Annotated in this window: 19 protein-coding genes and 2 pseudogenes; 14 read left to right on the forward strand and 7 right to left on the reverse strand. The window is 74.4% G+C overall.

The features are described from left to right. Positions 1-13 precede the first annotated feature (13 nt). The 9 genes and pseudogenes from ACFXOZ_RS20420 to ACFXOZ_RS20460 all read left to right on the forward strand — a co-directional run. Positions 14-1621: pseudogene (locus tag ACFXOZ_RS20420) on the forward strand (AMP-binding protein); the annotation flags it as partial. 99 nt (positions 1622-1720) lie between these two features. Beyond that, a pseudogene (locus tag ACFXOZ_RS20425) lies at positions 1721-2065 on the forward strand (acyl-CoA thioesterase); the annotation flags it as partial. Next, positions 2062-4497, forward strand: coding sequence for an FAD-dependent monooxygenase (locus tag ACFXOZ_RS20430; protein ID WP_380591824.1), 2436 nt, complete (start codon positions 2062-2064; stop codon positions 4495-4497). The pseudogene ACFXOZ_RS20425 and the gene ACFXOZ_RS20430, both read left to right, overlap by 4 nt. 9 nt (positions 4498-4506) lie before the next feature. Further along, positions 4507-5475 (forward strand): carbon-nitrogen hydrolase family protein, encoded by a 969-nt coding sequence (locus ACFXOZ_RS20435; RefSeq protein WP_380591826.1) that lies wholly within the window; start codon positions 4507-4509, stop codon positions 5473-5475. Next, positions 5472-6605 (forward strand): cupin domain-containing protein, encoded by a 1134-nt coding sequence (locus tag ACFXOZ_RS20440; RefSeq protein WP_380591828.1) that lies wholly within the window; start codon positions 5472-5474, stop codon positions 6603-6605. The genes ACFXOZ_RS20435 and ACFXOZ_RS20440 overlap by 4 nt, the downstream gene beginning before the upstream one ends. A gap of 14 nt (positions 6606-6619) precedes the next feature. Then, on the forward strand, positions 6620-7513 hold the full coding sequence (locus tag ACFXOZ_RS20445) for a fumarylacetoacetate hydrolase family protein (RefSeq protein ID WP_380591830.1): 894 nt from the start codon (positions 6620-6622) through the stop codon (positions 7511-7513). A gap of 16 nt (positions 7514-7529) precedes the next feature. Then, entirely contained in the window at positions 7530-8282 is a 753-nt protein-coding gene (locus ACFXOZ_RS20450) for an Asp/Glu racemase (protein ID WP_375885842.1), read from the forward strand. Between the two features lie 130 nt (positions 8283-8412). Further along, complete coding sequence (locus ACFXOZ_RS20455) at positions 8413-9255, forward strand: PaaX family transcriptional regulator C-terminal domain-containing protein (RefSeq protein ID WP_375885840.1); 843 nt, start codon at positions 8413-8415, stop codon at positions 9253-9255. Continuing rightward, positions 9252-10940 carry an amidohydrolase gene (locus tag ACFXOZ_RS20460; RefSeq protein WP_380591832.1) on the forward strand — a complete coding sequence of 563 codons (1689 nt, stop codon included), beginning with the start codon at positions 9252-9254 and terminating at the stop codon, positions 10938-10940. The genes ACFXOZ_RS20455 and ACFXOZ_RS20460 overlap by 4 nt, the downstream gene beginning before the upstream one ends. Before the next feature lie 32 nt (positions 10941-10972). On the opposite strand, the gene ACFXOZ_RS20465 is transcribed toward ACFXOZ_RS20460, so the two are convergent. Further along, positions 10973-11494, reverse strand: a complete 522-nt coding sequence (locus ACFXOZ_RS20465) for a universal stress protein (protein ID WP_375885836.1) — start codon at positions 11492-11494, stop codon at positions 10973-10975. Between the two features lie 184 nt (positions 11495-11678). Here ACFXOZ_RS20465 and ACFXOZ_RS20470 point away from each other — a divergent pair, with 184 nt between their 5' ends. Next, entirely contained in the window at positions 11679-12314 is a 636-nt protein-coding gene (locus tag ACFXOZ_RS20470; protein ID WP_380591834.1) for an alpha-ketoglutarate-dependent dioxygenase AlkB, read from the forward strand. Positions 12315-12332: 18 nt separating this feature from the next. On the opposite strand, the gene ACFXOZ_RS20475 is transcribed toward ACFXOZ_RS20470, so the two are convergent. From ACFXOZ_RS20475 to ACFXOZ_RS20485, 3 genes are read right to left on the reverse strand one after another with little or no spacing between them, the layout of a single operon-like run. After that, positions 12333-13184 (reverse strand): carbohydrate ABC transporter permease, encoded by an 852-nt coding sequence (locus tag ACFXOZ_RS20475; RefSeq protein ID WP_380396156.1) that lies wholly within the window; start codon positions 13182-13184, stop codon positions 12333-12335. Positions 13185-13189: 5 nt separating this feature from the next. After that, on the reverse strand, positions 13190-14170 hold the full coding sequence (locus tag ACFXOZ_RS20480) for a carbohydrate ABC transporter permease (RefSeq protein ID WP_380526806.1): 981 nt from the start codon (positions 14168-14170) through the stop codon (positions 13190-13192). A 28-nt stretch (positions 14171-14198) separates the two neighbouring features. After that, positions 14199-15497: an extracellular solute-binding protein gene (locus ACFXOZ_RS20485; protein ID WP_380591836.1), complete on the reverse strand. Its 1299-nt coding sequence runs from the start codon at positions 15495-15497 to the stop codon at positions 14199-14201. Between the two features lie 330 nt (positions 15498-15827). On the opposite strand from ACFXOZ_RS20485, the gene ACFXOZ_RS20490 reads away from it, so the two are divergent. Together ACFXOZ_RS20490 and ACFXOZ_RS20495 are read left to right on the forward strand one after the other, a co-directional pair. Next, positions 15828-16664 (forward strand): IclR family transcriptional regulator, encoded by an 837-nt coding sequence (locus ACFXOZ_RS20490; protein WP_380591838.1) that lies wholly within the window; start codon positions 15828-15830, stop codon positions 16662-16664. 239 nt (positions 16665-16903) lie between these two features. Further along, positions 16904-17614, forward strand: a complete 711-nt coding sequence (locus ACFXOZ_RS20495; RefSeq protein ID WP_380591840.1) for an alpha/beta hydrolase — start codon at positions 16904-16906, stop codon at positions 17612-17614. A gap of 46 nt (positions 17615-17660) precedes the next feature. Here ACFXOZ_RS20495 and ACFXOZ_RS20500 read toward each other — a convergent pair whose 3' ends face one another. Together ACFXOZ_RS20500 and ACFXOZ_RS20505 are read right to left on the reverse strand one after the other, a co-directional pair. Continuing rightward, on the reverse strand, positions 17661-18185 hold the full coding sequence (locus tag ACFXOZ_RS20500; RefSeq protein ID WP_375885827.1) for a universal stress protein: 525 nt from the start codon (positions 18183-18185) through the stop codon (positions 17661-17663). 174 nt (positions 18186-18359) lie between these two features. After that, the gene (locus ACFXOZ_RS20505; RefSeq protein WP_375885825.1) at positions 18360-19031 is read right to left on the reverse strand and encodes a TetR/AcrR family transcriptional regulator; all 672 of its coding nucleotides are present in this window, start codon (positions 19029-19031) and stop codon (positions 18360-18362) included. A gap of 135 nt (positions 19032-19166) precedes the next feature. Here ACFXOZ_RS20505 and ACFXOZ_RS20510 point away from each other — a divergent pair, with 135 nt between their 5' ends. Then, entirely contained in the window at positions 19167-19991 is an 825-nt protein-coding gene (locus ACFXOZ_RS20510; RefSeq protein ID WP_380591841.1) for an MOSC domain-containing protein, read from the forward strand. A gap of 123 nt (positions 19992-20114) precedes the next feature. On the opposite strand, the gene ACFXOZ_RS20515 is transcribed toward ACFXOZ_RS20510, so the two are convergent. Next, the gene (locus ACFXOZ_RS20515) at positions 20115-20507 is read right to left on the reverse strand and encodes a ribonuclease (RefSeq protein ID WP_375893679.1); all 393 of its coding nucleotides are present in this window, start codon (positions 20505-20507) and stop codon (positions 20115-20117) included. A gap of 291 nt (positions 20508-20798) precedes the next feature. Between ACFXOZ_RS20515 and ACFXOZ_RS20520 the strand changes: the two genes are divergently transcribed. After that, on the forward strand, positions 20799-22397 hold the full coding sequence (locus tag ACFXOZ_RS20520) for a carboxyl transferase domain-containing protein (protein ID WP_380591850.1): 1599 nt from the start codon (positions 20799-20801) through the stop codon (positions 22395-22397). The last annotated feature ends 383 nt before the right edge of the window (positions 22398-22780 follow it).

Here is a 22780-nt window from a genome sequence, read left to right on the forward strand (position 1 = left end):
CGAGGTGCCGCCCATGGAGCTCTCCCCCTCGGCGCACATGGACACGTTCTGCCGAGACCATCTCCCGCCCTTCGACCAGTGGCCAGAACTCCTCTTCGAACTCCCGGAGTTGGCCTACCCCGACCGACTGAACTGCGCGTCCGCCCTGCTCGACGACACCATCGCCCGCCTGGGCCCCGACCGCCGCTGCCTGCTCACCCCCACCACCCGGTGGAGCTACGGCGAACTGCGCGACCACGCCGACCGGACAGCCCGCCTGCTCACCGAGGAACTGGGCCTGGTCCCCGGCAACCGCGTCCTGCTGCGCGGCCCCAACACCCCCTGGCTGGCCGCCTGTTGGCTCGGGGTCCTGAAAGCCGGCGGGGTGGTCGTCACCACCGTGCCGCTGCTCCGGGCGGCCGAGCTGACCGAACTGGCCCGGATCGCCCGCCCCACCCTCGCCCTGTGCGACCACCGCTTCCGCACCGAGCTCGACCTCGCCGACGCCCCCGGGCTGCGGGTCCTCTCCTTCGGCGGCCCCGGCCCCGAGGACCTCACCGCCCGCAGTGCCACCCAGCGGCCCGGCTTCACCGCCGTACCGACCGCCGCCGACGACGTCGCGCTGATCGCCTTCACCTCCGGCACCACCGGCCGGCCCAAGGCCACCCTGCACTTCCACCGGGACGTGCTGGCCAACGCCGACACCTTCTCCCGCCACCTGCTCCGCCCCACCCCCGACGACCTCTTCACCGGCACCCCGCCGTTCGGCTTCACCTTCGGCCTCGGCGGCCTGCTGGTCTTCCCGCTGCGGGCCGGCGCCGCCAGCCTGCTGCTGGAGCGGGCCACCCCCGAACAGCTCGCCGAGGAGGTCGCCCGGCACGGGGTGAGCGTGCTGTTCACCGCGCCCACCGCCTACCGGGCGATCCTGGCCGCCGGGCTCGCCGACCGGCTGTCCGGCGTACGGCGCTGCGTGTCGGCCGGCGAGCCGCTGCCCGCCGCCGTGTGGGAGGCCTTCCACGCCGCCACCGGCCGACGGCTGATCGACGGGATCGGCGCCACCGAGCTGCTGCACGTGTTCATCTCGGCCGCCGACGACGACGCCCGGCCCGGCGCCACCGGCCGCCCCGTCCCCGGCTACCGGGCGGCGATACTCGACCGGCAGGGCAACCCGGTGCCGGACGGCCAACCCGGACTGCTCGCCGTCAAGGGCCCCACCGGCTGCCGCTACCTGGACGACGAGCGCCAGCGCGAGTACGTCCGCGGCGGCTGGAACCTCACCGGCGACACCTACCTCCGCGACCGGGACGGCTACTTCCGGTACCAGGCCCGCAACGACGACATGATCGTCTCGGCGGGGTACAACATCGCCGGCCCCGAGGTGGAACAGGCCCTGGCCGCCCACCCCGCGGTCGCCGACTGCGCCGTGGTGGCCGCGCCGGACGAACGGCGCGGCACGGTGGTCAAGGCGTACGTGGTGCTGACCGGGGGCACCCCGGCCGGCGCCGGGACCGTCAAGGAGCTCCAGGAGCACGTCAAACGCACCATCGCGCCGTACAAGTACCCGCGCGCCGTCGAGTTCGTCCCCGAGCTGCCGCGCACCGCGACCGGCAAGCTGCTCCGCGCCGAGCTGCGCAGAAGGGCCGCCGTGACACACCGATCCGAGCCGGAGCCCGCCCCGGCCGCCATCACCATCGAGCGCCGGGTCGAGTGGTCGGACACCGACGCCGCCGGGCACTACCACTTCTCCGCCGTCCAGCGCTGGGCCGAGGCCGCCGAGGCGGCGCTGCTGCGCCGGCTCGGCCTGGCCGAGCTGTTCGGACGGATCCCCCGGGTGCACTTCGAGGCCGACTACCGGGAGCGTCTCTGGTTCGGGGACGTGGTCCGCACCGAGCTGCGGGTCGTCCGGGTCGGCGGCTCCTCGCTGCACTACGCATTCGAGGTGCACGGCCCGCAGGGGCTGGCCGCCAGCGGCCGGATGTCGGTGGTGCACGCCGCGCCGCGGGTCAAGGGCGCCGAGCCCTGGCCCGACCCGGTCCGCCGGGCGCTCACCGAGGCCGGTCCGCAGCAGCCCGAGGTGGTCGCGTGACGGGCGGGCCGCAGCAGTCGACGGCCGGACAGCAGACGGGCGGGCAGCGGCCGACGGGCGGGCCGCAGCAGCCGACGCCCGGCGGGCCGCGCCGCATCGCGGTGATCGGCGCCGGCCCCGGCGGGCTCTACTTCGCCGCCCTGGCCAAGCAGTTGGACCCCGCCCGCGAGATCACCGTGTTCGAACGGGACGGCCGGGAGGACGCGTTCGGCTTCGGCGTGGTGTTCTCCGACGAGACCCTGGACGGCATCGCCCAGGCCGACCCGAAGGTCTTCGCCGCGATCAGCGCCGAGTTCGCCCGCTGGAGCGACATCGACATCCGCTACGCCGGCCAGGTCCGCACCAGCGGCGGGCACGGCTTCGCCGCCCTGGACCGCAACCGGCTGCGCGCCGTCCTCCAGGACCGCTGCGCCGAGCTGGCGGTGGACGTGCGCTACCGCACGCCCGCCCCGCCGGCCGACCGGCTCGCCGCCGAGTACGACCTGGTGGTGGCCGCCGACGGCATCCACTCCGGCACCCGGGCCGCCCGCCCGGAGGCGTTCCGCACCGAACTGGACGAGCGGCACTGCCGCTACATCTGGCTCGCCACCGACAAGGTCTTCGAGGCCTTCACCTTCATCGTCGAGGAGTTCGACTTCGGCACCGTGCAGGTGCACGCCTACCCGTACAGCGCCACCCGCTCGACCTTCATCGTCGAGATCGCCGCGGACGCCTGGCGCCGGGCGGGCTTCGAGGCCCTCGCCGCACGGGAGTTCGCGCGCGGCGAGAGCGACCTGGCGAGCGTGGAGCGCTGCGCGGAACTGCTCGCCGGGCACCTGGACGGCCACCGGCTGATCCCCAACGCCTCCCGCTGGATCCGCTTCACCACCGTCCGCAACGCCAGTTGGCGCCACGGCAACACCGTGCTGCTCGGCGACGCCGCGCACTCCGCGCACTTCTCGATCGGCTCGGGCACCAAGCTGGCCCTGGAGGACGCCCTCGCCCTGGCCGCCGCGCTGAGCGAACAGCCCACCCCGGACGGCGCGCTGGCCGCCTACGAGGCCGAGCGGCGGCCGGTGGTGGAGTCCACCCAGCGGGCCGCGCAGGCCAGCCTGGAGTGGTTCGAGACGGTGGGGCGCCGCACCGGGCGGGACCCGGACCGGTTCGCCTTCGACCTGCTCACCCGAAGCCGCCGGGTCACCTACGACAACCTGCGGGCCCGCGACCCGGAGTTCACCGCCGCCGTGGACGCCGCCACCGGCGGCTCCCCCGGGGTGCCGCCGATGTTCCGGCCGCTGAAACTCGGCGCCCTGGAGCTGCGCAACCGGATCGTGGTGCCCCCGCTGGCGACCTTCACCTCCCCCGACGGGCTGCCCAGCGCCTTCGACCGGGCCCAGCTGACCGCCCACGCGCTCGGCGGCGCCGGGCTGGTGATCGCCGGGATGACGGCGGTCAGCCCCGAGGGCCGGGCCACCGACCGCTGCCCCGGGCTGTGGACCGACCGCCAGGAGGGCGCCTGGGCGGAACTGCGGCGCGCCGTCGCGGCGGTGAGCGACACCCCGGTCGGCCTCCAGCTCACCCACGCCGGCCGCCGGGGCGCCACCGCCGCGCCCGGACCGGACGGCATCGGCCGCCCGCTCGTCGACGGCTGGCCGCTGCTCGCCCCCTCACCGCTGCCCTGGGACTCCGGCAGCGCCGTCCCGCACGAGGCGAACGACGTCCACCTGGCCGTCGTCACCGCCGACTTCGCGGCCGCCGCCGAACGCGCCGCCCGGGCCGGGTTCGACGTGCTGGAGCTCCAGTTCGGCCACGGCCACCTGCTCTCCGCCTTCCTCTCCCCGCTCACCAACCACCGCACCGACGGCTACGGCGGCCCGCTCGCCCACCGGCTGCGGCTGCCGGTCGAGGTGCTGTCCGCCGTCCGCGCCGTCTGGCCCGCCGGGCGGCCGCTGCTGGTCCGGATCTCGGCCGCCGACTGGGCCCCCGGCGGCACCACCGAGGACGAGGCGGTGGCGATCTGCCGGGCGCTGGGCGAGGCCGGGGCGGACGCGGTGGACGTCTCCACCGGCGAGGTGGTGGCGCACCAGCGGCCGCCGTACGGGCGCGGATTCCAGACGCCCTTCGCCGAACTGGTCCGCGCCGCCACCGGCCTGCCGACCGTCGCGGTCGGCGCGATCTCCGGCCACGACGACGCCAACTCCGTCCTGCTGGCGGGCCGCGCCGACCTGGTCGCGGTCGGCCGGGCCCAGTTGCACGACCCGTTCTGGACCCTGCACGCCGCCGCCGAGCAGGCGTACACCGGCCCGGGCGCCCCCTGGCCCGCGCCCTGGCTCGCCGGGCGCCGCAGGCCGCCGGGCCCGGGCGCCGACAAGGTCGCCCCGCGCCTGCACCTGCTGCGGGAGGCCGCCCCGCCCGTCCACCGCCGCTGGCGGCCGGCTCCGGACGGGCAGTGAGGAGGACGCATGGACCTGCCGCGCTTCACCGCCGCCGCCGTCCAGGCCGCCCCGGTCTACCTGGACCCGGCCGCCACCGTGGACAAGGCCGTCGCCCTGATCCGGGAGGCGGCCGGCCGCGGCGCCGAACTCGTGGTCTTCCCCGAGGTCTTCGTGCCCGGCTACCCGTACTGGAACTGGACGATGACCCCCGTGCAGGGCTCCCCCTGGTACGAACGGCTGTACCGCGCCGCGGTGGACGTCCCCGGACCGTACGTGGACGCCCTGTGCTCGGCCGCCCGGCAGGCCGGGGTGGTGCTGGTGATCGGCGTCAACGAGCGCGGCCGGCACAGCCTCGGGGTGCTGTACAACACCCTGCTGATCATCGGCTCGGACGGCGAACTCCTCGGCGTGCACCGCAAACTGGTACCCACCTGGGCCGAGAAGCTGACCTGGACCCAGGGCGACGGCAGCTCGTTGAAGGTGCACCGCACCGCCGTCGGCCCGCTCGGCGCCCTGGCCTGCGGGGAGAACACCAACACCCTGGCCCGCTTCACCCTGCTGGCCCAGGGCGAACTCGTCCACGCCGCCGCCTACATCGCCCTGCCGGTCGGCCCCGAGGACTACGACATGGCGGAGGCGATCGCGCTGCGCGCCGCCGCCCACTGCTTCGAGGGCAAGCTGTTCACCGTGGTCTCCTGCTCGACCGTGTCGCCCGAGATGGTCGACCTGATCGCCGGTGACGACCGCCGGCTGCGCAGCCAACTCGCGCGCCCGCACAGCGCGTTGTCCGGGATCTTCGGACCGGACGGCCGGGCGGTCACCGAACCGCTGGTCGACGAGGAGGGCATCGTCTACGCCGAGATCGACCTCGGCCGCTGCATCCAGCCCAAGCAGATGCACGACATCGTCGGCCACTACAACCGCTTCGACGTCTTCCGACTGCACGTGGACGACCGCCCGCTGCGGCCACTCACCTTCCCCGAGGAGGAGTCATGAGCACCGAAGGCACCTACGACGACGGCCGGATCGGCCGGGCCCGCGTCAACGACAGCCCCGAACTGCTCGCCTACTACGAGGAGTTGGGCAAGCACGAGGCCGGCGCCCTGTGGACGGTGGCGAACGAGATCGAACCCTGGTACCCGCAGCCGAAGTCCGTCCCGGTGCTCTGGCGCTACGCCGACCTGCGCCCGCTGGTCCGCAAGGCCCTCCCGCTGGTGAAGGCCGACGACGCGGGCCGCCGGGTGGTGATGCTGGTCAACCCCGGGCGCCGCGAACTCAGCGCCGCCGTCGGCCTGTTGTACACCGGCCTGCAGATCATGGGCCCCGGCGAGGCGATGACCGCGCACCGCCACCAGGCCTCCGCCCTGCGTTTCGTCCACGAGGGCACCGGTGCCTGGACGATCGTCGACGGCCAGAAGCTCCGGGTGGGCCCGCGCGACTTCGCGATCACCCCCAACAGCACCTGGCACGAGCACGGCAACGAGGCCGAGGACAACCCGGTGATCTGGCAGGACGGCCTGGACATCCCGCTGGTCAACACCCTGGACGCCAACTTCTACGAAGTCCACCCGGACCTCTACCAGCGCCCCGGCCCGGTCCCGAACTCCTCCCTGCTCAGCTACGGCGGCAACCTGCTCCCGTACGGCGTCGAGAAGTGGACCCGCCCGTACTCGCCGCTGCTCGGCTGGCCCTGGGAGCCCAGCTACCACGCGCTGTGCCGACTGGCCCGCGCCACCGAGGGATCCCCGTACGACGGCGTGATCATGGAGTACACCAACCCGGTCACCGGCGGCTCGGTGATGCCCACCATGGCCGCCCACCTCCAGCTGCTCCGCCCCGGCCAGGCCACCCGCGCCCACCGGCACACCGGCTCGGTGGTCTACACCGCCGCCAAGGGCCGAGGCGTCTCGGTGATCGCCGGGCAGCGCTTCGAGTGGCAGCAGGGCGACATCTTCGTCGTCCCGTCCTGGGCCTGGCACGAGCACGAGAACCTCGACCAGGGCGAGGACGCCTGCCTGTTCTCCTTCAACGACTTCCCGGTGATGCACTCCCTCGGCCTCTACCGCGAGGAGGCCCACCCGGCCCACGACGGGCACCAGGACACCCCCGAGCCCACCGCCCCGTAACAGGAGTCCACCCGATGCAGCTGCTGACCTTCCGCGCCGACGGCGACCCCACCCCCCGGCTCGGCGCCCGCACCGACGGCGACCGGGTCGCCGACCTGACCGCCCTCGCCACCGCCGCCGGGGCCGAACTCCCGCCCGACCTGCTGGGGTTGATCCGGGCGGGCGAACCGGCCCTGGCCACCGCCCGCGCCCTGACCGCCGGCGCGCCGGCCACCCGGCCGCTCGCCGAGGTCACGCTGTGCGCCCCGCTGCGCCCCGGCAAGATCGTCGGGGTCGGCCTCAACTACGTGGAGCACGTGGCCGAGTCCCACCGCACCCTGGACACCGAACGCGAACTCCCGGACCGCCCGGTGCTGTTCGGCAAGCCCACCACCGCCGTCACCGGCCCCGGCGGACCGATCCTGCACAACGCCGACCTCACCAAGCAGCTCGACTGGGAGTGCGAACTCGCCGTGGTGATCGGCGAGCCCGCGTTCCGGGTGAGCGAGGCGGACGCCTGGCGGCACGTGTTCGGCTACAGCATCGTCAACGACATCAGCGCCCGCGACCAGCGCCGCAGCGGGCAGTGGTTCTTCTCCAAGGGCCAGGACAGCTACGCGCCGTTCGGCCCGGTCGTGGTCACCGCCGACGAGATCCCCGACCCGCAGCGGCTCGACCTCTCGCTGCGGGTCAACGGCGAACTGCGGCAGGACTCCAACACCCGCCACATGCTGTTCGGCATCGCCCGGCTGATCGCCGACATCTCCGCCGGGATGACCCTGGAACCCGGCGACGTCATCTCCACCGGCTCCCCCTCCGGGGTCGGCGCCGGCATGGTCCCGCCGCAGTTCCTGCAGCCCGGCGACCTGGTCGAGGCCACCATCGAGCGGATCGGCACCCTCGCCAACCCCGTGATCGACGCCCGCTGAGAGGAGTCCGGCGCAGATGACCACCTACCGGATCGGCCAGATCGTCCCGAGCTCCAACGTCACCATGGAGACCGAAGTCCCGGCCCTGCTGCGGGCCCGCGAGGCGGTCGCCCCGGAACGGTTCACCTTCCACTCCAGCCGGATGCGGATGACCAGGGTCACCCCCGAGCAACTGCGCGCCATGGACGGCGAGTCCGACCGCTGCGCCGCCGAGCTCTCGGACGCCCGGGTCGACGTGATCGGCTACGCCTGCCTGGTCGCGGTGATGGCCACCGGCCCCGGCTACCACCGCGAGGCCGAGCAGCGGCTGCACCGCCGCACCGTCGAGAACGGCGCGCCCGCGCCCGTGGTGACCAGCGCCGGCGCCCTGGTCGCCGGGCTGCAGGCGCTCGGCGCGCGGAAGGTCGCGATGGTCACCCCGTACCTGCGCCCGCTGGCCGCGACGGTGGTCGACTACCTCGGCGGGGAGGGCATCGAGGTGCTCGACCACGTCGCGCTGGAGATCGCCGACAACCTCGACGTGGCCGCCCACGACCCGGCCCGGCTGCCCGGGATCGCCAAGGGCCTGGCGCACGGAGACGCGGACGCGGTGGTGCTCTCCGCCTGCGTGCAGATGCCCTCGCTGTCCGCCGTCGAGGAGGCCGAGCAGCAGCTCGGCAAGCCGGTGGTCTCGGCGGCGATCTGCACCACCCACCAGTTGCTCCGGGCGCTCGGCCTGCCCGCCGTCGCCCCCGGCGCCGGGCACCTGCTCTCCGGCGCGTACGCCTGAGCCACGCCCCGGTCACGCCCGGCCCCCACCCGCCCCGAGGCCGATCCGCACCAACCCGCCACCGGCCCGCGCCCGACCCGCGGTGCCGTCGCTATGATCACCACCAGCCGTCGGGGAGGAGGGCCCGCAGATGCCGGAGAGCACCACCCGGCCCAGCTCCCTGATCAACACCGTCTACGGAGAGTTCGTCCGCCGCCTCGGCGGCTGGATATCGATCGCCGACCTGATCGCGCTGATGGCCGAGCTGGACGTCGACGGCCCGGCCGTCCGCTCGGCCATCTCCCGCCTGAAGAAGGCCGGCACCCTGCTCCAGGAGCGCCGTTCGGGCACCGGCTACCGGCTGGCCCCGGCGATGGGCCCGGTGTTCGACGAGGGCGACCGCCGGATCTTCCACAGCCTGGAGCCCGCCGAGCTCGCCGACGGCTGGGTGGTGGCGGTCTTCTCGGTGCCGGAGTCCGAACGCGCCCACCGCCACCAGCTGCGCTCCCGGCTGAGCTGGCTCGGCTTCGGCAACGCCGCCCCGGGCGTCTGGCTGGCCCCCGCCCGGCTGCTGCCGGACGCCCGCCGGCTGCTGGAGCGCCTCGGCCTGAGCGCCTACGTCCACCTGTTCCTCTCCGCCGAGTACGCCGGCTTCGCCGAACTCCGTACGGCGGTGGCGACGTGGTGGGACCTCCCGGCGATCGAGGCGCAGTACGCGGCCTTCACCGACGCCTGGCGGCCGGTCGCCGAGCAGGTGCGCGGACGGGAGCGGATCGACCCGGTCGAGGCCTTCCGGGACTACGTGCCGATGCTCACCCAGTGGCGCCGGCTGCCGTACCTCGACCCCGGGCTGCCCGCGCCGCTGCTGCCCGAGCACTGGAACGCCGTGCCGGCCCGCGCGGTGTTCACCGAGGTGCACGGGCTGTTCGCCGAGCCGAGCCTGCGCTACGTCGAGAAGGTCACCGGACTGTCCCACCCCGAGGAGCTGCCATGACCGCCCCGGACCGCACCCCCACCCCGGACCGCACCCCCGCTCCGGCCACCAGCACCCCCGCCCCGGCCGCGAGCACGCCCCCCGCCGATCTGCTGATCCGCGCCGCCGCCGTGCACACCCTCGTCCCGGGCGGGGCGCCGCAGCGGGCGGTCGCCGTCACCGGCGGCCGGATCACCGCCCTCGCCGCCGAACCGAACGGCCTGGACGCCCTGGTCGGGCCGGACACCGAGGTGGTGGACGCCCCGGACGCGACCGTGCTGCCCGCCTTCGACGACACCCACACCCACCTGATCCTGGCCGGGCACAGCGTCCACGGCGTCCCGGTGCACCGGGCCCGGGACCTCGACGGCTTCCTGGCGCTGATCCGCGACCGGGCCGCCCGCACCCCCGCCGGGGAGTGGATCGCCACCACCGTCAACTGGCAGGAGGTGCTGCTCGCCGAGCAACGCCTGCCGACCACCGCCGAGTTGGACGCCGTCACCGCCGACCACCCGGTGCTGGTGCGCCGCGGCGCCTACAACATGGTGCTCAACTCGGCCGCGCTGCGGCTGGCCGGGATCGACGAGTCCACCGAGGCCCCGGACGGCGGGGTGATCGAGCGGGACGCGCGGGGGCGGCTGACCGGCCGGCTGATCAACCGGGCGGTCGAGGCGGTCGAGCGGGTGCTGCCGCGGCCGACCCTCGCCGAGCGGATCGAGGGGCTGCGCGCGGCCTCCGCCGACTACGCGGCCACCGGGATCGGGACGGTGCGCGACTGCCTCGTCCCGGTCGAGGACCTCGACGTGCTGGACGCGGCCCGGGCCGCGGGGGCGCTCGCCGTCCGGGTCCGGGCCCTGGTCTCCGGCTTCGCGGCCCGCACCCCCGCCCAGGTGGACGCCCTGCTCGACCGGATGGACGGCTGGCGCGCGGACGGCCGGGACGACGCCCGACTGCGGCTGTGGGGCGTCAAGTTCGGCATCGACGGCGGCTTCGAGGCGGGCGCCCTAGAGCAGCCGTACCAGGGGCAGCCCTGCTACCACGGGCGGCTGCTCTGGGAGCCGGCCGAGCTGCTCGCCGCGGTGGAGCGGGTGGTCGGGCGCGGCTGGCGGGTGGGTGTGCACGCCTGGGGCGACCGCGGGCTGCGGGTGCTGCTGGACGTCTTCGAGCAGGTGGTGAAGCGCCACCCGGGGCTGCCGCCGGGAACGCTCGTGGTCGAGCACGGCGGACTGGCCCGGGCCGACCAGCGGGCCCGGGCGGTGGCGCTGGGCATCCCGGTGACGGTGCAGCACCCGCTGCTGCACGACGGCGCGCTCACCCAGCAGCGGGCCTGGGGCGAGGAGCGCACCGCCGCGCTGTTCCCGCTGCGCGAGTGGCTGGACGAGGGAGCGCAGCTGTCGGCCGGATCGGACTTCCCGGTCGGCCCGTACGGCGCGATGGTGTCGGTGTGGGGCATGACGACCCGCGGCACCACGGCCGGGGTGGTCGGCCCCGAGCATGCGATCGGACGGGCCGAGGCGATCGCGCTGCACACCGTGAACGCCGCCCGGCTGACCGGCGAGGAGGCCGAGCGGGGCAGCCTGCGGCCGGGGGCGCTCGCCGACCTGACGCTGTGGCCGGTCGACCCGCTGCACTGCCCGACGGCGGACCTGCGCGGGCTGCTGCCGCTCCGTACGGTGATCGGGGGCCGAACCGTGCACGGGGGATGACGGCCCGACCGTGCACGGCAGTTGATGGGCCGTCAGGCCGCGATGAGCTCCCGCAGGTCGATGTCGCCGCGGTGCAGGGCGCGCAGGTCCTCGTGCAGGGTGGACGGCGGGACGACGAGCACGCCGCCGCGCGCGTGGTCGAGGCAGTGGCGGGCGACCGAGCCGCGCAGCAGTCGGCGCAGGCGGCCACGCAGCGAGCCGTGCCGGCCGGCGCTGATCACCAGCAGGTCGCCGGGCCGGTCGGCCAGTGCGGTCAGCACCGGGCCGGGCTCGCCGCGCATCACCAGCGGCTGCACCGGCAGGCCGATCGGCAGACCGCCGAAGGCCTGGCCGAGGGCGCTCTCCAGCCGGGCCCCGGCGGCGTCCTGCCAGGCGCGGAGCAGCGGCGGGCAGGGCCGGGCGCGGTAGCTGCGCTCGCCGCCGACCGGGGTCCAGGCCAGCACCGGGACGAGGACGGCCCCTCGGGCCCGGGCCTCCTCCGCCGCCCGGTGCAGGGCGGTCAGGCTGTGCAGGGAACCGCTGACTCCGACGATGACGCGGGCGCCGTCCGACATGATCCTTCGCTTTCCGATGTGAAGCCTATCCAGTGTCTGCGATTATGCTGCCACACCGTCGCACAGACCTACAAATCAAAGGCATTAACTGAATATCGCCTTGCAATCGCCTCGACTGGGCGCCCGGACCGGCCCCGTCCAGGTAATTCGAGCGCCTGTTCGAATCACCGCGTACGCTGGCCCTATGCCCGGCACCGTCCACCTCCAGCCCTCGCTGTTCGAAGAAGCCGCCGACCCCCGGCTCGGCCCGCTCGACGGCGTCCAGCGCCTGCTGCTCGGCGACGGCGCCTGGCTGGACGTGCTGCCGGGCTGGCTGCACGGCGCCGACCGGCTGTTCGAACAGCTGGCCGCCGACGTCCCCTGGCGGGCCGAACGGCGGGAGATGTACGAGCGCACCGTCGACGTCCCCCGGCTGCTCGCCTCCTACGGCGCCGACGCCGAACCGCCGCACCCCGTCCTCGGCCTGGCCCGGACGGCGCTGAGCCGGCACTACGCGGCGGAGCTGGGCGAGCCCTTCCGCACCCTCGGGCTCTGCTACTACCGGGACGGCCGGGACAGCGTGGCCTGGCACGGCGACCGGATCGGGCGCGGCGCCCGGGAGGACACCATGGTGGCGATCCTCTCCGTGGGCGAGCCTCGCGTCCTCGCCCTGCGGCCCCGGTACGGCGGCGGCGCCGTCGTCCGCCGGCCGCTCGGCCACGGGGACCTGGTGGTGATGGGCGGCTCCTGCCAGCGCACCTGGGAGCACGCGATCCCGAAGACCGCCCGCCCGGTCGGCCCGCGGATCAGCATCCAGTTCCGCCCGTACGGGGTCGCCTGAGGGCCACCCCCTCACTCATCAGTCCTTGACCGCGCCGGCCAGCCCGGACACCAGCCTGCGCTGCACCGCGATGAAGAACACCAGCACCGGCACCGTCATCAGCGTGGACGCCGCCATGATCCCGCCCCAGTCGTTCTCGTCCGGCTTGAAGAACACCAGCAGTGCGGAGGGCAGCGTCTGGTTCTGGCTGGCGCTGATGATGAAGGTCTTCGCGAAGACGAAGTCGTTCCACGCCGCGATGAAGGAGAACACGCTGGTCGCGGCCAGACCCGGGGCCACCAGCGGCAGCAGGATCCGCCACAGGATGCGGGTCCGGCTCGCCCCGTCGATCTGCGCGGCCTCCTCGATCGAGACCGGCACGGCCGCGACGAAGCCGCGCATCATCCAGATCCCGAACGGCAGCGAGAACGCCAGCTGCACCAGCACCAGCGAGGCCAGGGTGTTCAGGCCGACGCCCGGCGCGAACCGGCCGGCGTCGCGGAACATGAAGAACAGCGGGATGGTCAGCGCCTCGACCGGGATCATCTGGGCGATCAGGAACATCACCATGATCGTGGTGCGGAACCGGAACCTGAACCGGGTCACCGCCACGGCGGCCAGGAAGACCACCACCGCCGACAGCACCACCACCGACAGCGCGACCACCAGGCTGTTGACGAAGTACCGGCCGAAGCCGTCCACGCTGAGCACCTGCCGGAAGCTGTCCAGCGTCGGGTGGGCGGTCCACGGCCTCGGGTCCAGCGACTGCACCTCGCCCTTGGGCTTGAAGGCCGAGAGCACCATCCAGAAGATCGGGAAGGCGGTGACCACCGCCAGCACCACGGCACCACTGTTCGCCGCGAGCCGCCACCGGCCGCGGGGGTTGCGCAGGGCGTTCACAGCTCGTTCCCCGTCCGTCGCAGGCTGCGGATGTACAGGACCGTCGGGACCACCAGGATCAGCAGCATGATCACGCCGATCGCCGCGCCCAGCCCGTACTGCGAGGAGGCGAAGGCCTTCTGGTACGCGTACACGTTGAGCACCAGGTTCTGGCCGGCGATGCCGCCGCCCTCGGTCATCACGTAGATCTGGGTGAAGACCTTGAAGTCCCAGATCACCGACTGGATCACCACGATGGTCAGGATCGGCCGCAGCATCGGCGCGGTGATCCGGCGGAAGGTGGTCCAGGTGCCGGCGCCGTCCAGGGCGGCGGCCTCCATGACCTCCTCCGGGATGGCCCGGATGCCCGCGTAGAGGGTGACCATGACGAACGGGTAGGAGTGCCACACCACCACGGCGCCGACGATCAGGAACGCCGTCCACTTGTCGTAGAACCAGTTGAACTCGTGGAAGCCGCTCAGCCCGAGCCGCACCAGGGTGTGGTTGACCAGCCCGAGGTTGGTGTCGAACAGGAAGCTCCACACCGTCGAACCGGTCATCGCGGGCGCCGCCCAGGCGGCCATCGCCGCCGTGGTCAGCACCAGCCGCGGCCAGCGGCCGACCCTGGTCAGCAGCACCGCGAGGGTCGCGCCGACGGCCAGGGTGGCGACCACGCAGAAGGCGGCGAAGCCGACGGTCTGCACCAGCACCGTCCAGAACTGGCCGTCCTCCAGGATCTTCGTGTAGTTGCCGAGGCCGACGAAGGAGGTCGGGACACCGCCGGAGGCCTGGGCCTGCCCGAAGTCCAGCACGGACAACAGCCCGAGCTGGTAGATCGGGTAGGCCACCAGCGGGACCAGGATGACCGCGGCCGGCAGGAGCAGCAGCAGCGGGGGCCGGCGGCGCCGGCCGCCCGGGGGTGCGGCCGGCGCCCTGCCCCCACGGCGCCGCTGCGGGGAGGCCGGCGCCGACGGGGCGGTCGTGGTGGATGCGGACACGTGCGGGACCTGCTCTCTGCTCGGCGGGTCAGTGCGCGGCGAAGGCCGAATTGATCTGCGCCGCGGCGTCGGCGGAGGCCTTGGCCACGTCCGCCTTGCCCGTGACCACCTGCTGCAGCATGGTCGGGATCACCGCCTGGGCGTCGATCTGCGCCCACGCCTGGTCCAGCGGCACGAAGCGGGTGCCGGCGGCGATGGTGTCGGTGAACGGCTTGAGGAAGGCGTCCTTCGCCCCGACCTCGGCGCTGACCGACTTGAGCGTCGGCAGGTTGCCCATCGCGTCGTACATCTGCGCCTGGTAGGCCGGGCTCGCCAGCAGCTTCGCGAACTCCACCGCCAGCGTGCGGTGCTTGGCCGCCTTCATCACCCCGAGGTTGTTGCCGCCCGCGAAGGCGGGGGCGATCGAGCCGGCCTTCTCCCCGGGCAGCGGCACCACGCCGTACTTGCCCTTGACCGCGCCCGCCTCCACCTTGCCGCGGTTGGAGTTGACCAGGATCGCCATCGCCGACTTCCCGGCCGCGAACAGGTCGACGGTCTTGCCGCCGGTCAGGTCCGCGCACTGCTGGGCGGGGCAGCCGTCCGGGCCGAACAGGTCGGTGTAGCGCTTGATCCCGGCCTGCGCGGCGGGCGAGTCGATGGCGGCCTTGAAGGCCGTGCCGTTCTTGGCCGCGATGTCGCCGCCCGCGTCCCAGACGAAGGGCAGCGCGCCGAAGGTGTACTTGCCGCCGACCGCGATGCCGAAGGTGTCCGGGTGCGCGGCGTGGATCTTCGCACCGGCCGCGACCAGTTCGGCGTACGAGGCGGGCGGGTTGAGACCGGCCTCGGTGAACAGGTCGGTGCGGTAGTACAGGGCGCGCACGCCGACCCACCACGGCAGGCCGTAGGTCTTGCCGTCGACCACCGCCGTCCCCGCGATCGCCGGGTCGAGGTCGCCCTTGGACTGCCACGTGTCCAACTCGGCGCCGATCTCGGCCAGTCCGCCGGCAGCGACGTAGCCGGGCAGGTCGGTGTTGCCGAACTCGACCAGGTCGGGGGCGCTGTTGGGGTCGTTGAAGGCGCCCTTCATCTTGGCCGCGCGGGCCGAGGCGTCGGTGTCGATGTAGCCGACCTTCACCGTGACGCCCTGGTGGGAGGCCTGGAACTCGTTGACGGCCTTGGCCACCACGGCCTCCTTGGCCGCGTTGCCCGCCTCGTTGTACAGCCACACCTGGAGGGTGCCGGTGCGGTCGTCGGCCTTGCCGCCGGCCGGCGCCGCGGTGCCCGGGGCGCAGGCGGTGGCGGCGAGGCAGCAGGCGGCGAGCGCGACGGCCCGACTGGTGAGTCGCATGGGTGGAGACCTCCCCTCCCGACAGCTGCCGCCGAGACGCTCCCCGCCGGGGGACGGGCGCGTCGAAGCAGGCCCTGACCGGGGCCGATGGTGGGTGAAGTGGTGGGGGTGACGGCAGGGCGCAGCGCCTCGGGTGGGCGACGCCGCCTGCTCGATGGCAGGGACGTTAGGCGTGGGCGATCGGGCCCAACAAGAGGTGGTTCACGAAGTTTTGCACTGCACAACGTTGTATCGAGGATGCGCCGACCCGGGCCCGAAGGGGTACGTTCTGACCACCCCCGCCGACGTGCGGGGGCCACGCCAGCAGAACCCGGACCAGGGAACGGACCCATGACGGAGACGTCGCCCCAGCAGCCCACGACGACGGCCGCGCCCGCGTCGAAGCCCACGACCGAGCGCAACCAGTCCTCCTCGCTGCGCCGCGCACTCGCCGTCCTCGGCCACGTCCGCGACCACGGCGACGGGCGCGGCGTGCCGCTCGCCCAACTCGCCAACGCCCTGGGCCTCAACAAGAGCACCGTGCTCCGGCTGGCCGGCCCGCTGCTCGACGAGCACCTGCTCGAACGGGACCGCGAGACCGGCTGGTTCCGCCTGGGCCACGGCTCGCTCCGGCTCGGCCAGGCCTACCTGACCACCCTCGACCTGCGCAGCGTCGCCGCCGAACACCTGCGCCGGCTCCAGCGCGAGGCCGGCGAGACCGTCCACCTGACCGTCTGGCAGGCACCCGGGATCGTCTACCTGGACAAGGTCGAGGACGAGACCAACGTCCGGATGGCCTCCCGGGTCGGCAGCCGGGCGCCCGCCTACTGCACCGCCACCGGAAAGGCGATCCTCGCCTGGCTGCCCGAGGAGGCGGTCACCGAGGTGGTCGCGGCCGGCCTGCGCCCGGTCACCGCCTGGACCATCGCGGACGAGACCCGGCTGCGCGCCGACCTCGCCCGGATCCGCGCCCGCGGCTACTCGATCGACGACCGGGAGAACGAACCCGAGGTGCGCTGCGTGGCCGCGCCGATCTTCGACCACACCGGCGAGGTCACGGCGGCCCTGTCCGTCTCCGGCCTCACCTCCCGGATGACGGCCGCCCGGGTCCGCGCCCTCGGCCCGGTCGTCGCCCAGGCCGGCCTGCGGATCTCCCGCGAACTGGGCTCCGACCGCCAGCCGTCCTGAACTCCCGCTCCCCGCGGGCGGAAACGCGGACGGAAACGCGGACGGGGTCCGGCACCCGTGAAGGTGCCGGACCCCGTCCGAACCGTGGAGCGCCAGGCCCGGATCGCACGGACTCTTCCTACTGAAAGTAGGACGTGCTCTGGTAGCACCGCTGACGCCTGACGAGAGATCATCTCCCTCGCGACAGGAAGTACAGTAGCAGCTCCGTGACCACCCATCGAATCGGAGGCGAACCCGGCATGACGACCGCGCGACCGGAGGCCGTTCCGTACGCGGACGGACGCCTGTTGGACGTCCACCGCCCCGCCGCCACCGACTCCGGGCCCGCCCCCGTCGTCCTGCTCTGGCACGGCTCGGGCCCCGACGAGCGCGACGTGCTGCACACCCTCGCCCAGGAGGCCGCCGGACTCGGCCTGCTGGTCCTCGTCCCGGACTGGCGCTCCGACCGGGCGGACGGCGGCCGCGCCGACCTGCTCGCCTCGCTGGCCTTCGCCCGGCGCAACGCGGCGGCGTACGGCGGGGATCCGGACCGCTTCGTGCTCGCCGGCTGGTCGCTCGGCGGCCGGGAGGCCGTGGCGGTGGCCACCCACCCGGACACCCCGGCCGAGCTGCGCCCCACCGCCGCCGTCGGCATCGCCTCCGCGTACGGCCGCCCGGCGGCCACCACCGGGGACGTCCCGCTCGACCACCTGGCGGCGGGCCCGTCCCCGGTGCCGGTCCTGCTGGTGCTGGGCACCACGGACGAGGTGGTACCCGGCTGGCTGACCCATCAGCTGCACGCGGTCGTGCCGACCGCCGAACTGCTCGAACTCCCCACCGACCACGCCGGCGTGGTGATGACCACCTACGACCCCGGGGCCGACCGTTGCCTGCCCGCCACCGACCCCGCCACCCTGGCGGCCGGCCGGCGGACCGCCGCACTCCTCGCCCGGGCGGCCGGGCTCCGATAGGGACGGGCGCCGCCCAACGCCTCTACTCTGCAGGCCAGTTGACTGCCTAGTTGCCCGCCACCAGGTCCCGCAGGCCGTAGCCGCGCTCCAGCGCCTCCAGGTCCCGCTGGAGGGGCGGGCGCGGCACGGTGAGCACCGGGCAGGCCGCGTGCCGGACGCAGTAGGCGGTGACGGACGGCCGGATCAGCCGGGAGAGGCAGCCCCGCTCCCGTCCGGCGCCGAGCACCAGGACGTCGCCCGGCCGGTCCGCGCAGCGCAGCAGCGTGTGGGCGGTCTCGCCGCGCACGGCCTGGCAGCGCAGCCGGGCTCCGGCGTACCGCCCGGCGAAGGCCTCGTCGAGCGCCTGCCGCAGCCGGGTGACGGCCGCGTCCCGGCCGGCGCCCACCACCGGCGGGCAGACCGAGCGGCGGTAGCCGAGCTCCTCCCCCGGCGGGGTCCAGCACAGCACCGCGAGCACCTCGGCGTCCGTCCGCCGGGCCTCGGCCACCGCGTGGTGCAGGGCCGCGAGGCTGCCGAGCGACCCGCTGACGCCGACCACGATCCGGCCGTCGCCCGCACCCGTGTCCGTCATCGCCCGCCCCGCCTCTCCGTCCGCGCCGCCGCCCCCGGGCGGATCACCCCAGCTAACCGGCGCACCCGAGCCCGCCCGCACCCGTTGACACGGTCCTGACGCCCCACCCGGCGTTCCGTACGCGTCCCTGATGCCGACAGGAGGGCAGGGGAGGCGGGGGAAGGGCGGGGGCGGTCAGGCCTCCGGGGCCCCGGCCTCCCACAGGTCCGCGAACATCCGGTCCAGGTGCTCCTCGCCGATCGGCGGGACCGGCAGCGGGTGGGCGGCCCGCGCGCGGAAGCCGTCCAGCAGCAGGGCGAGGTACCGGCGCCAGAGGTCGGGGCGCAGCTCGGTGGCGGCGGGCAGGGCGCGGCAGAGCGGGCCGAGCAGGAAGAGCAGGTCCATGGTGACCACGTCGCGCCGCATGGTGCCCTGCTCCTGGGCGCGGGCGATCAGGGCGCCGACGGTGGCGGCGTGCCCGCGGCTGATCTCGATCATGCCGGGGATGACCGGGATGGCCTGGGTGACCAGGTCGTTGATGCCGCGGTCGGCGGCGACGAGGGCGAAGATCCGCTCGAAGTAGCCCTCCAGGCCGGTCCAGGCGTCCTCGGCGGCGAGCGCCTCCCGCCCGGCTTCGGCGAGTCCGGTCCCGGCGTCCGCGAAGACCTCGGCGATCAGCGCCTCGCGGGTCGGGAAGTGCCGGTAGAGGGTGGCGTTGCCGACGCCGGCCTCCTTGGCGATCTGGTCCAGCGGGACGTCGAGGCCGTGCCGGGAGAACATCTCGCGGGCGGCGGCGAGCAGCTGGTCCCGGTTGCGCTGCGCGTCGCGCCGGAGCCGTCCCGGGGGGTTCGCGCTGCTCGGTGCCATGGGCAGACCCTAGCAACCGCACGGCCGCCGGGTGTTCACCGGCACGACGGCCGGTCCGGTCCGCGCCCGCCCTGCAACTACCCTACGGGGGCGAGGAGAAGAGCGGCCCGAGCGGCCGCGGACCACGGGGGCGGCATGGCTACGGTGACGGAACTCCGGTACTACCCGGTGAAGGGCTGCGCCGGGGTGCGCACGGAGCAGGCGGAGGTGACCGCGGCGGGGCTCGCCCACGACCGGGAGTTCATGGTGGTGGACCAGGACGGCGTGTTCCGCTCCCAGCGGCGGGATCCGCTGCTGGCGACCGTCCGCCCGGCGGTGGCGGAGGGCGGCGCCCGGCTGGCGCTGGCCGCGCCCGGGGTGGCGCCGGTGGCCTTCGCCGTGGACACCGCGGGCCCGCGCCGCAAGGTCGAGCTGTTCGGCGTGCCGTACCCGGCCGTCGACCAGGGCGAGGAGGTCGCCGCCTGGCTGTCCCGGGTGCTGGGCGCGCCCAGCCGGCTGGTCCGGGTGCCGCCGGAGCACGACCGGGCGACCGACGGGCTGACCCCGGGGACCTCGGGCTTCGCCGACAGCAGCGCGATGCACCTGCTCTCCCGGGCGACCTTGGACGACTTCAACGCGCGCACCGGCGAGGGCGTCGCCCCGCTGCCGGTGGAGCGGTTCCGCCCGAACCTGGTGGTGGACGGCTGGCCGGAGCCGCACACCGAGGACCTGCTGCGCCGCTTCCGCGTCGGCGGCGCCGAGTTCGGCTACACCAAGCTGGCGATCCGCTGCGCGGTGACGCTGGTGGACCAGTCGACCGGCGCCAAGGCGGGCCCGGAGCCGCTGCGCACCCTGGCGCGGTACCGCCGGGCGGCGGTCGGCGGGGTGGCCCTCGGCAGCAAGTTCGCCGTACTGCGCCCGGGAACCGTGCGGGTGGGGGACGAGCTGGCGGTGGACGACTGGGGGCCGTCCGAGCTGTGACGCGGGTCCCGGTACGACGGTGGCCCGGCGGAAGGATCCGCCGGGCCAGCGTCGTACCGGGACTCAGCCGCACGTGGACTCAGCCGTACCGGGACTCGATCAACAGATCAGCAGGTCAGCAGGTCAGCAGGTCTGGTCGATCAGCGAGAACGTGGCGTAGTGGTCACCGGTGTAGTAGTCCTCCTGGGAGGACTCGCCCGTGATGATCCGGCGGGCACCGCGGGTCGGGGCGCCCGGGGTGATGACGGTGTACTCGTGGTAGTACCCGTACGACTGGCTCGGCAGCACGCCCTCTCTGTTCTGGAAGACCACGCCGTCCTGCGAGTACGGGAACGGCCCGTCGGAGGCGATCAGGTTCAGGGTGTCGGTGGCCTGCGACGGCAGCGCGGACAGGCACACCGTGCCGCTCACGTCGGCGTGCGCCTCGGTGGCGACGGCGACGGGGGCGAGGGTCATCAGGGCGACGGCGGTGATGGCGGCAGCGCGGGTCTTCCACGCGCGTAGAGTGCGGGTCATGTCCATCAGTGTGGCGGGCCACCGACAACTCCGGAAGGCTTGAATCAACTTTTTACCGACGGGTAACTCGCTTGTCCCATCTGCGACTTCACCCGTACGCCGGCCGCCGGAGCCGGCCCGCCGAAGCCGTCCACGAACGGTCCGCACCATCCTTGGGTCGACCGCTGTCGAACTTCCGTCCGCCCCCGCTGTCGGGCTCCTCACACCTTCACAGCACTCCCACAGCGCCGCGCCCGCGCCGCATAGAGTGACGGACCGTGCCGGACCGGAACGATCACTGACGGGGTGGACATGGACACGGGCGCGAGCGCAGGGGCGAACACGGGCGGCGGCACGGGCGGCGGCACGCCGACCGCCAGGGCCACCGCGCTGACCGCCCACCAGCTGATCGGCCTGCTGGTCGACCCGGGCGGTTTCCACAGCTGGGACGAACCCCCGTCCCTCCCCACCGCCGACCCCGACTACCGCGCCTCGCTCGACCGGGCCCGCGCCCGCACCGGCCTGGACGAGGCCGTGCTCACCGGCCGCGGCCTGATCGACGGCCGGCCGGTCGCCCTGGTCGCCTCCGAGTTCGGCTTCCTCGGCGGCTCGATCGGCGTCGCCACCGCCGAGCGGATCACCCGGGCCGTCGAGCGCGCCACCGCCGAACGCCTCCCGCTGATCGCCCTGCCGGTCTCCGGCGGCACCAGGATGCAGGAGGGCTCGGCGGCCTTCCTCTGCATGCTCCGCATCACCGCCGCCGTCCAGGCCCACCGCGCGGCCGGCCTCCCCTACCTCGGCTACCTGCGCAACCCGACCATGGGCGGGGTCTTCGCCTCCTGGGGCACCCTCGGCCAGCTGGTCCTCGCCGAGCCGGGCGCCCGCCTCGGCTTCCTCGGTCCCCGGGTGTACGAGGAACTGCGCGGCGTGCAGCTGCCGCCGGACGTCCAGCGGGCCGAGACCCTGGCCGGGCACGGGCTGGTGGACGCCGTGGTCCCGCCGCGGGAACTGCGCGAACTGCTGCGCCGCACGCTCGCCGTCCTCGGGACCGTCCCTCCTCCTTATAAGGGCGCCCCTCTCCAGGACGCCCCGCTCCTCACTACGGAGCCTCCCACCGCCACACCCCCCGACGCCTGGGACTCCGTCCGCCGCACCCGCCGCCCCGACCGCCCCGGCACCCGCGAGCTGCTGCGCCGCACCGCCGAGGAACTGGTCCTGCTCGACGCCCCCGGCGGCCACGACGGCGCCCTGGTCCGCGCCCTCGCCGTGCTCGGCGGCCACCCCGTCCTGGTCGTCGGCCAGCAACGGCAGGGCGACGACCGGCAGCGGCAGGACGGCGACCACGAGCGCCCCTTCACCGCCGCCGACCTGCGAGCCGTCCGGCGCAGCGCCCGACTGGCCGAGCAGCTGGGCCTGCCGCTGGTCACCGTGGTGGACACGGCCGGCGCCGAACTGTCGGCCCGGGCCGAGCGGGAGGGCATCGCGGTCGAGATCGCGCACTGCCTGACCACCCTGCTGGCACTGCGCACGCCCGTCCTCGCCGTCCTGCTCGGCCAGGGGTCCGGCGGCGGGGCGCTGGCGCTGCTCCCGGCCGACCGGGTGCTGGCCGCCGGGCACGCCTGGCTGGCACCGCTGCCGCCGGAGGGCGCCTCAGCGATCGTGCACCGGGACGGCGCGCACGCCGCCGAGCTGGCCCGGGCGCAGGGCATCGGCGCCGGGCAGCTGGCGGCGGTCGGCCTGGTGGACGAGGTGGTCCCCGAGCTGCCGGACGCCGCCGAGGAGCCGGCGGCCTTCTGCGCGCGGCTGGGCGCGGCGGTCGCGCGGGCGCTCGGCGAGCTGTCGGCCGCCGGCGAGGCGGACCGGCTCGCCGCCCGGGCGCTCCGGCACCGCCGTCTCGGCGACCTTCGGTGATCCCCGGCGGCCTTTGACGGCCTTCGGTGACCTCCGATCAGGGGACGGTCACGCATCGTGGTCGATTCCTGTGGCGCCGGGCACAGATCGTCAGTACCCAAAGTGCTGTGACCGGACCGTCCGGTGACGGCCGCGCCGCCCAAACGGTGAGTGCGCTCACAGCCGAAAAGCGGCTACGACGGCGGGTAGTGGTGGCCGGGAGCCCCTCGCCGCACCCCCTGACCTCCCGTCGGCCGACCGTCGGCCGACCGCCGTCCGCCCGGCTCGACCCCGGTCCGAGCACCCCGCCCGAGCCGCCCTTCGAATCCACGGCCACCCTCGCGCCTACGACGGTGCGTCGTAACGAGGGGGTCTTGGCGGCGGCCGATCCCGTCTGGCAACAA

Origin of the sequence: Kitasatospora sp. NPDC059160 (assembly GCF_042755465.1) — a bacterium.
GTDB lineage: Bacteria > Actinomycetota > Actinomycetes > Streptomycetales > Streptomycetaceae > Kitasatospora.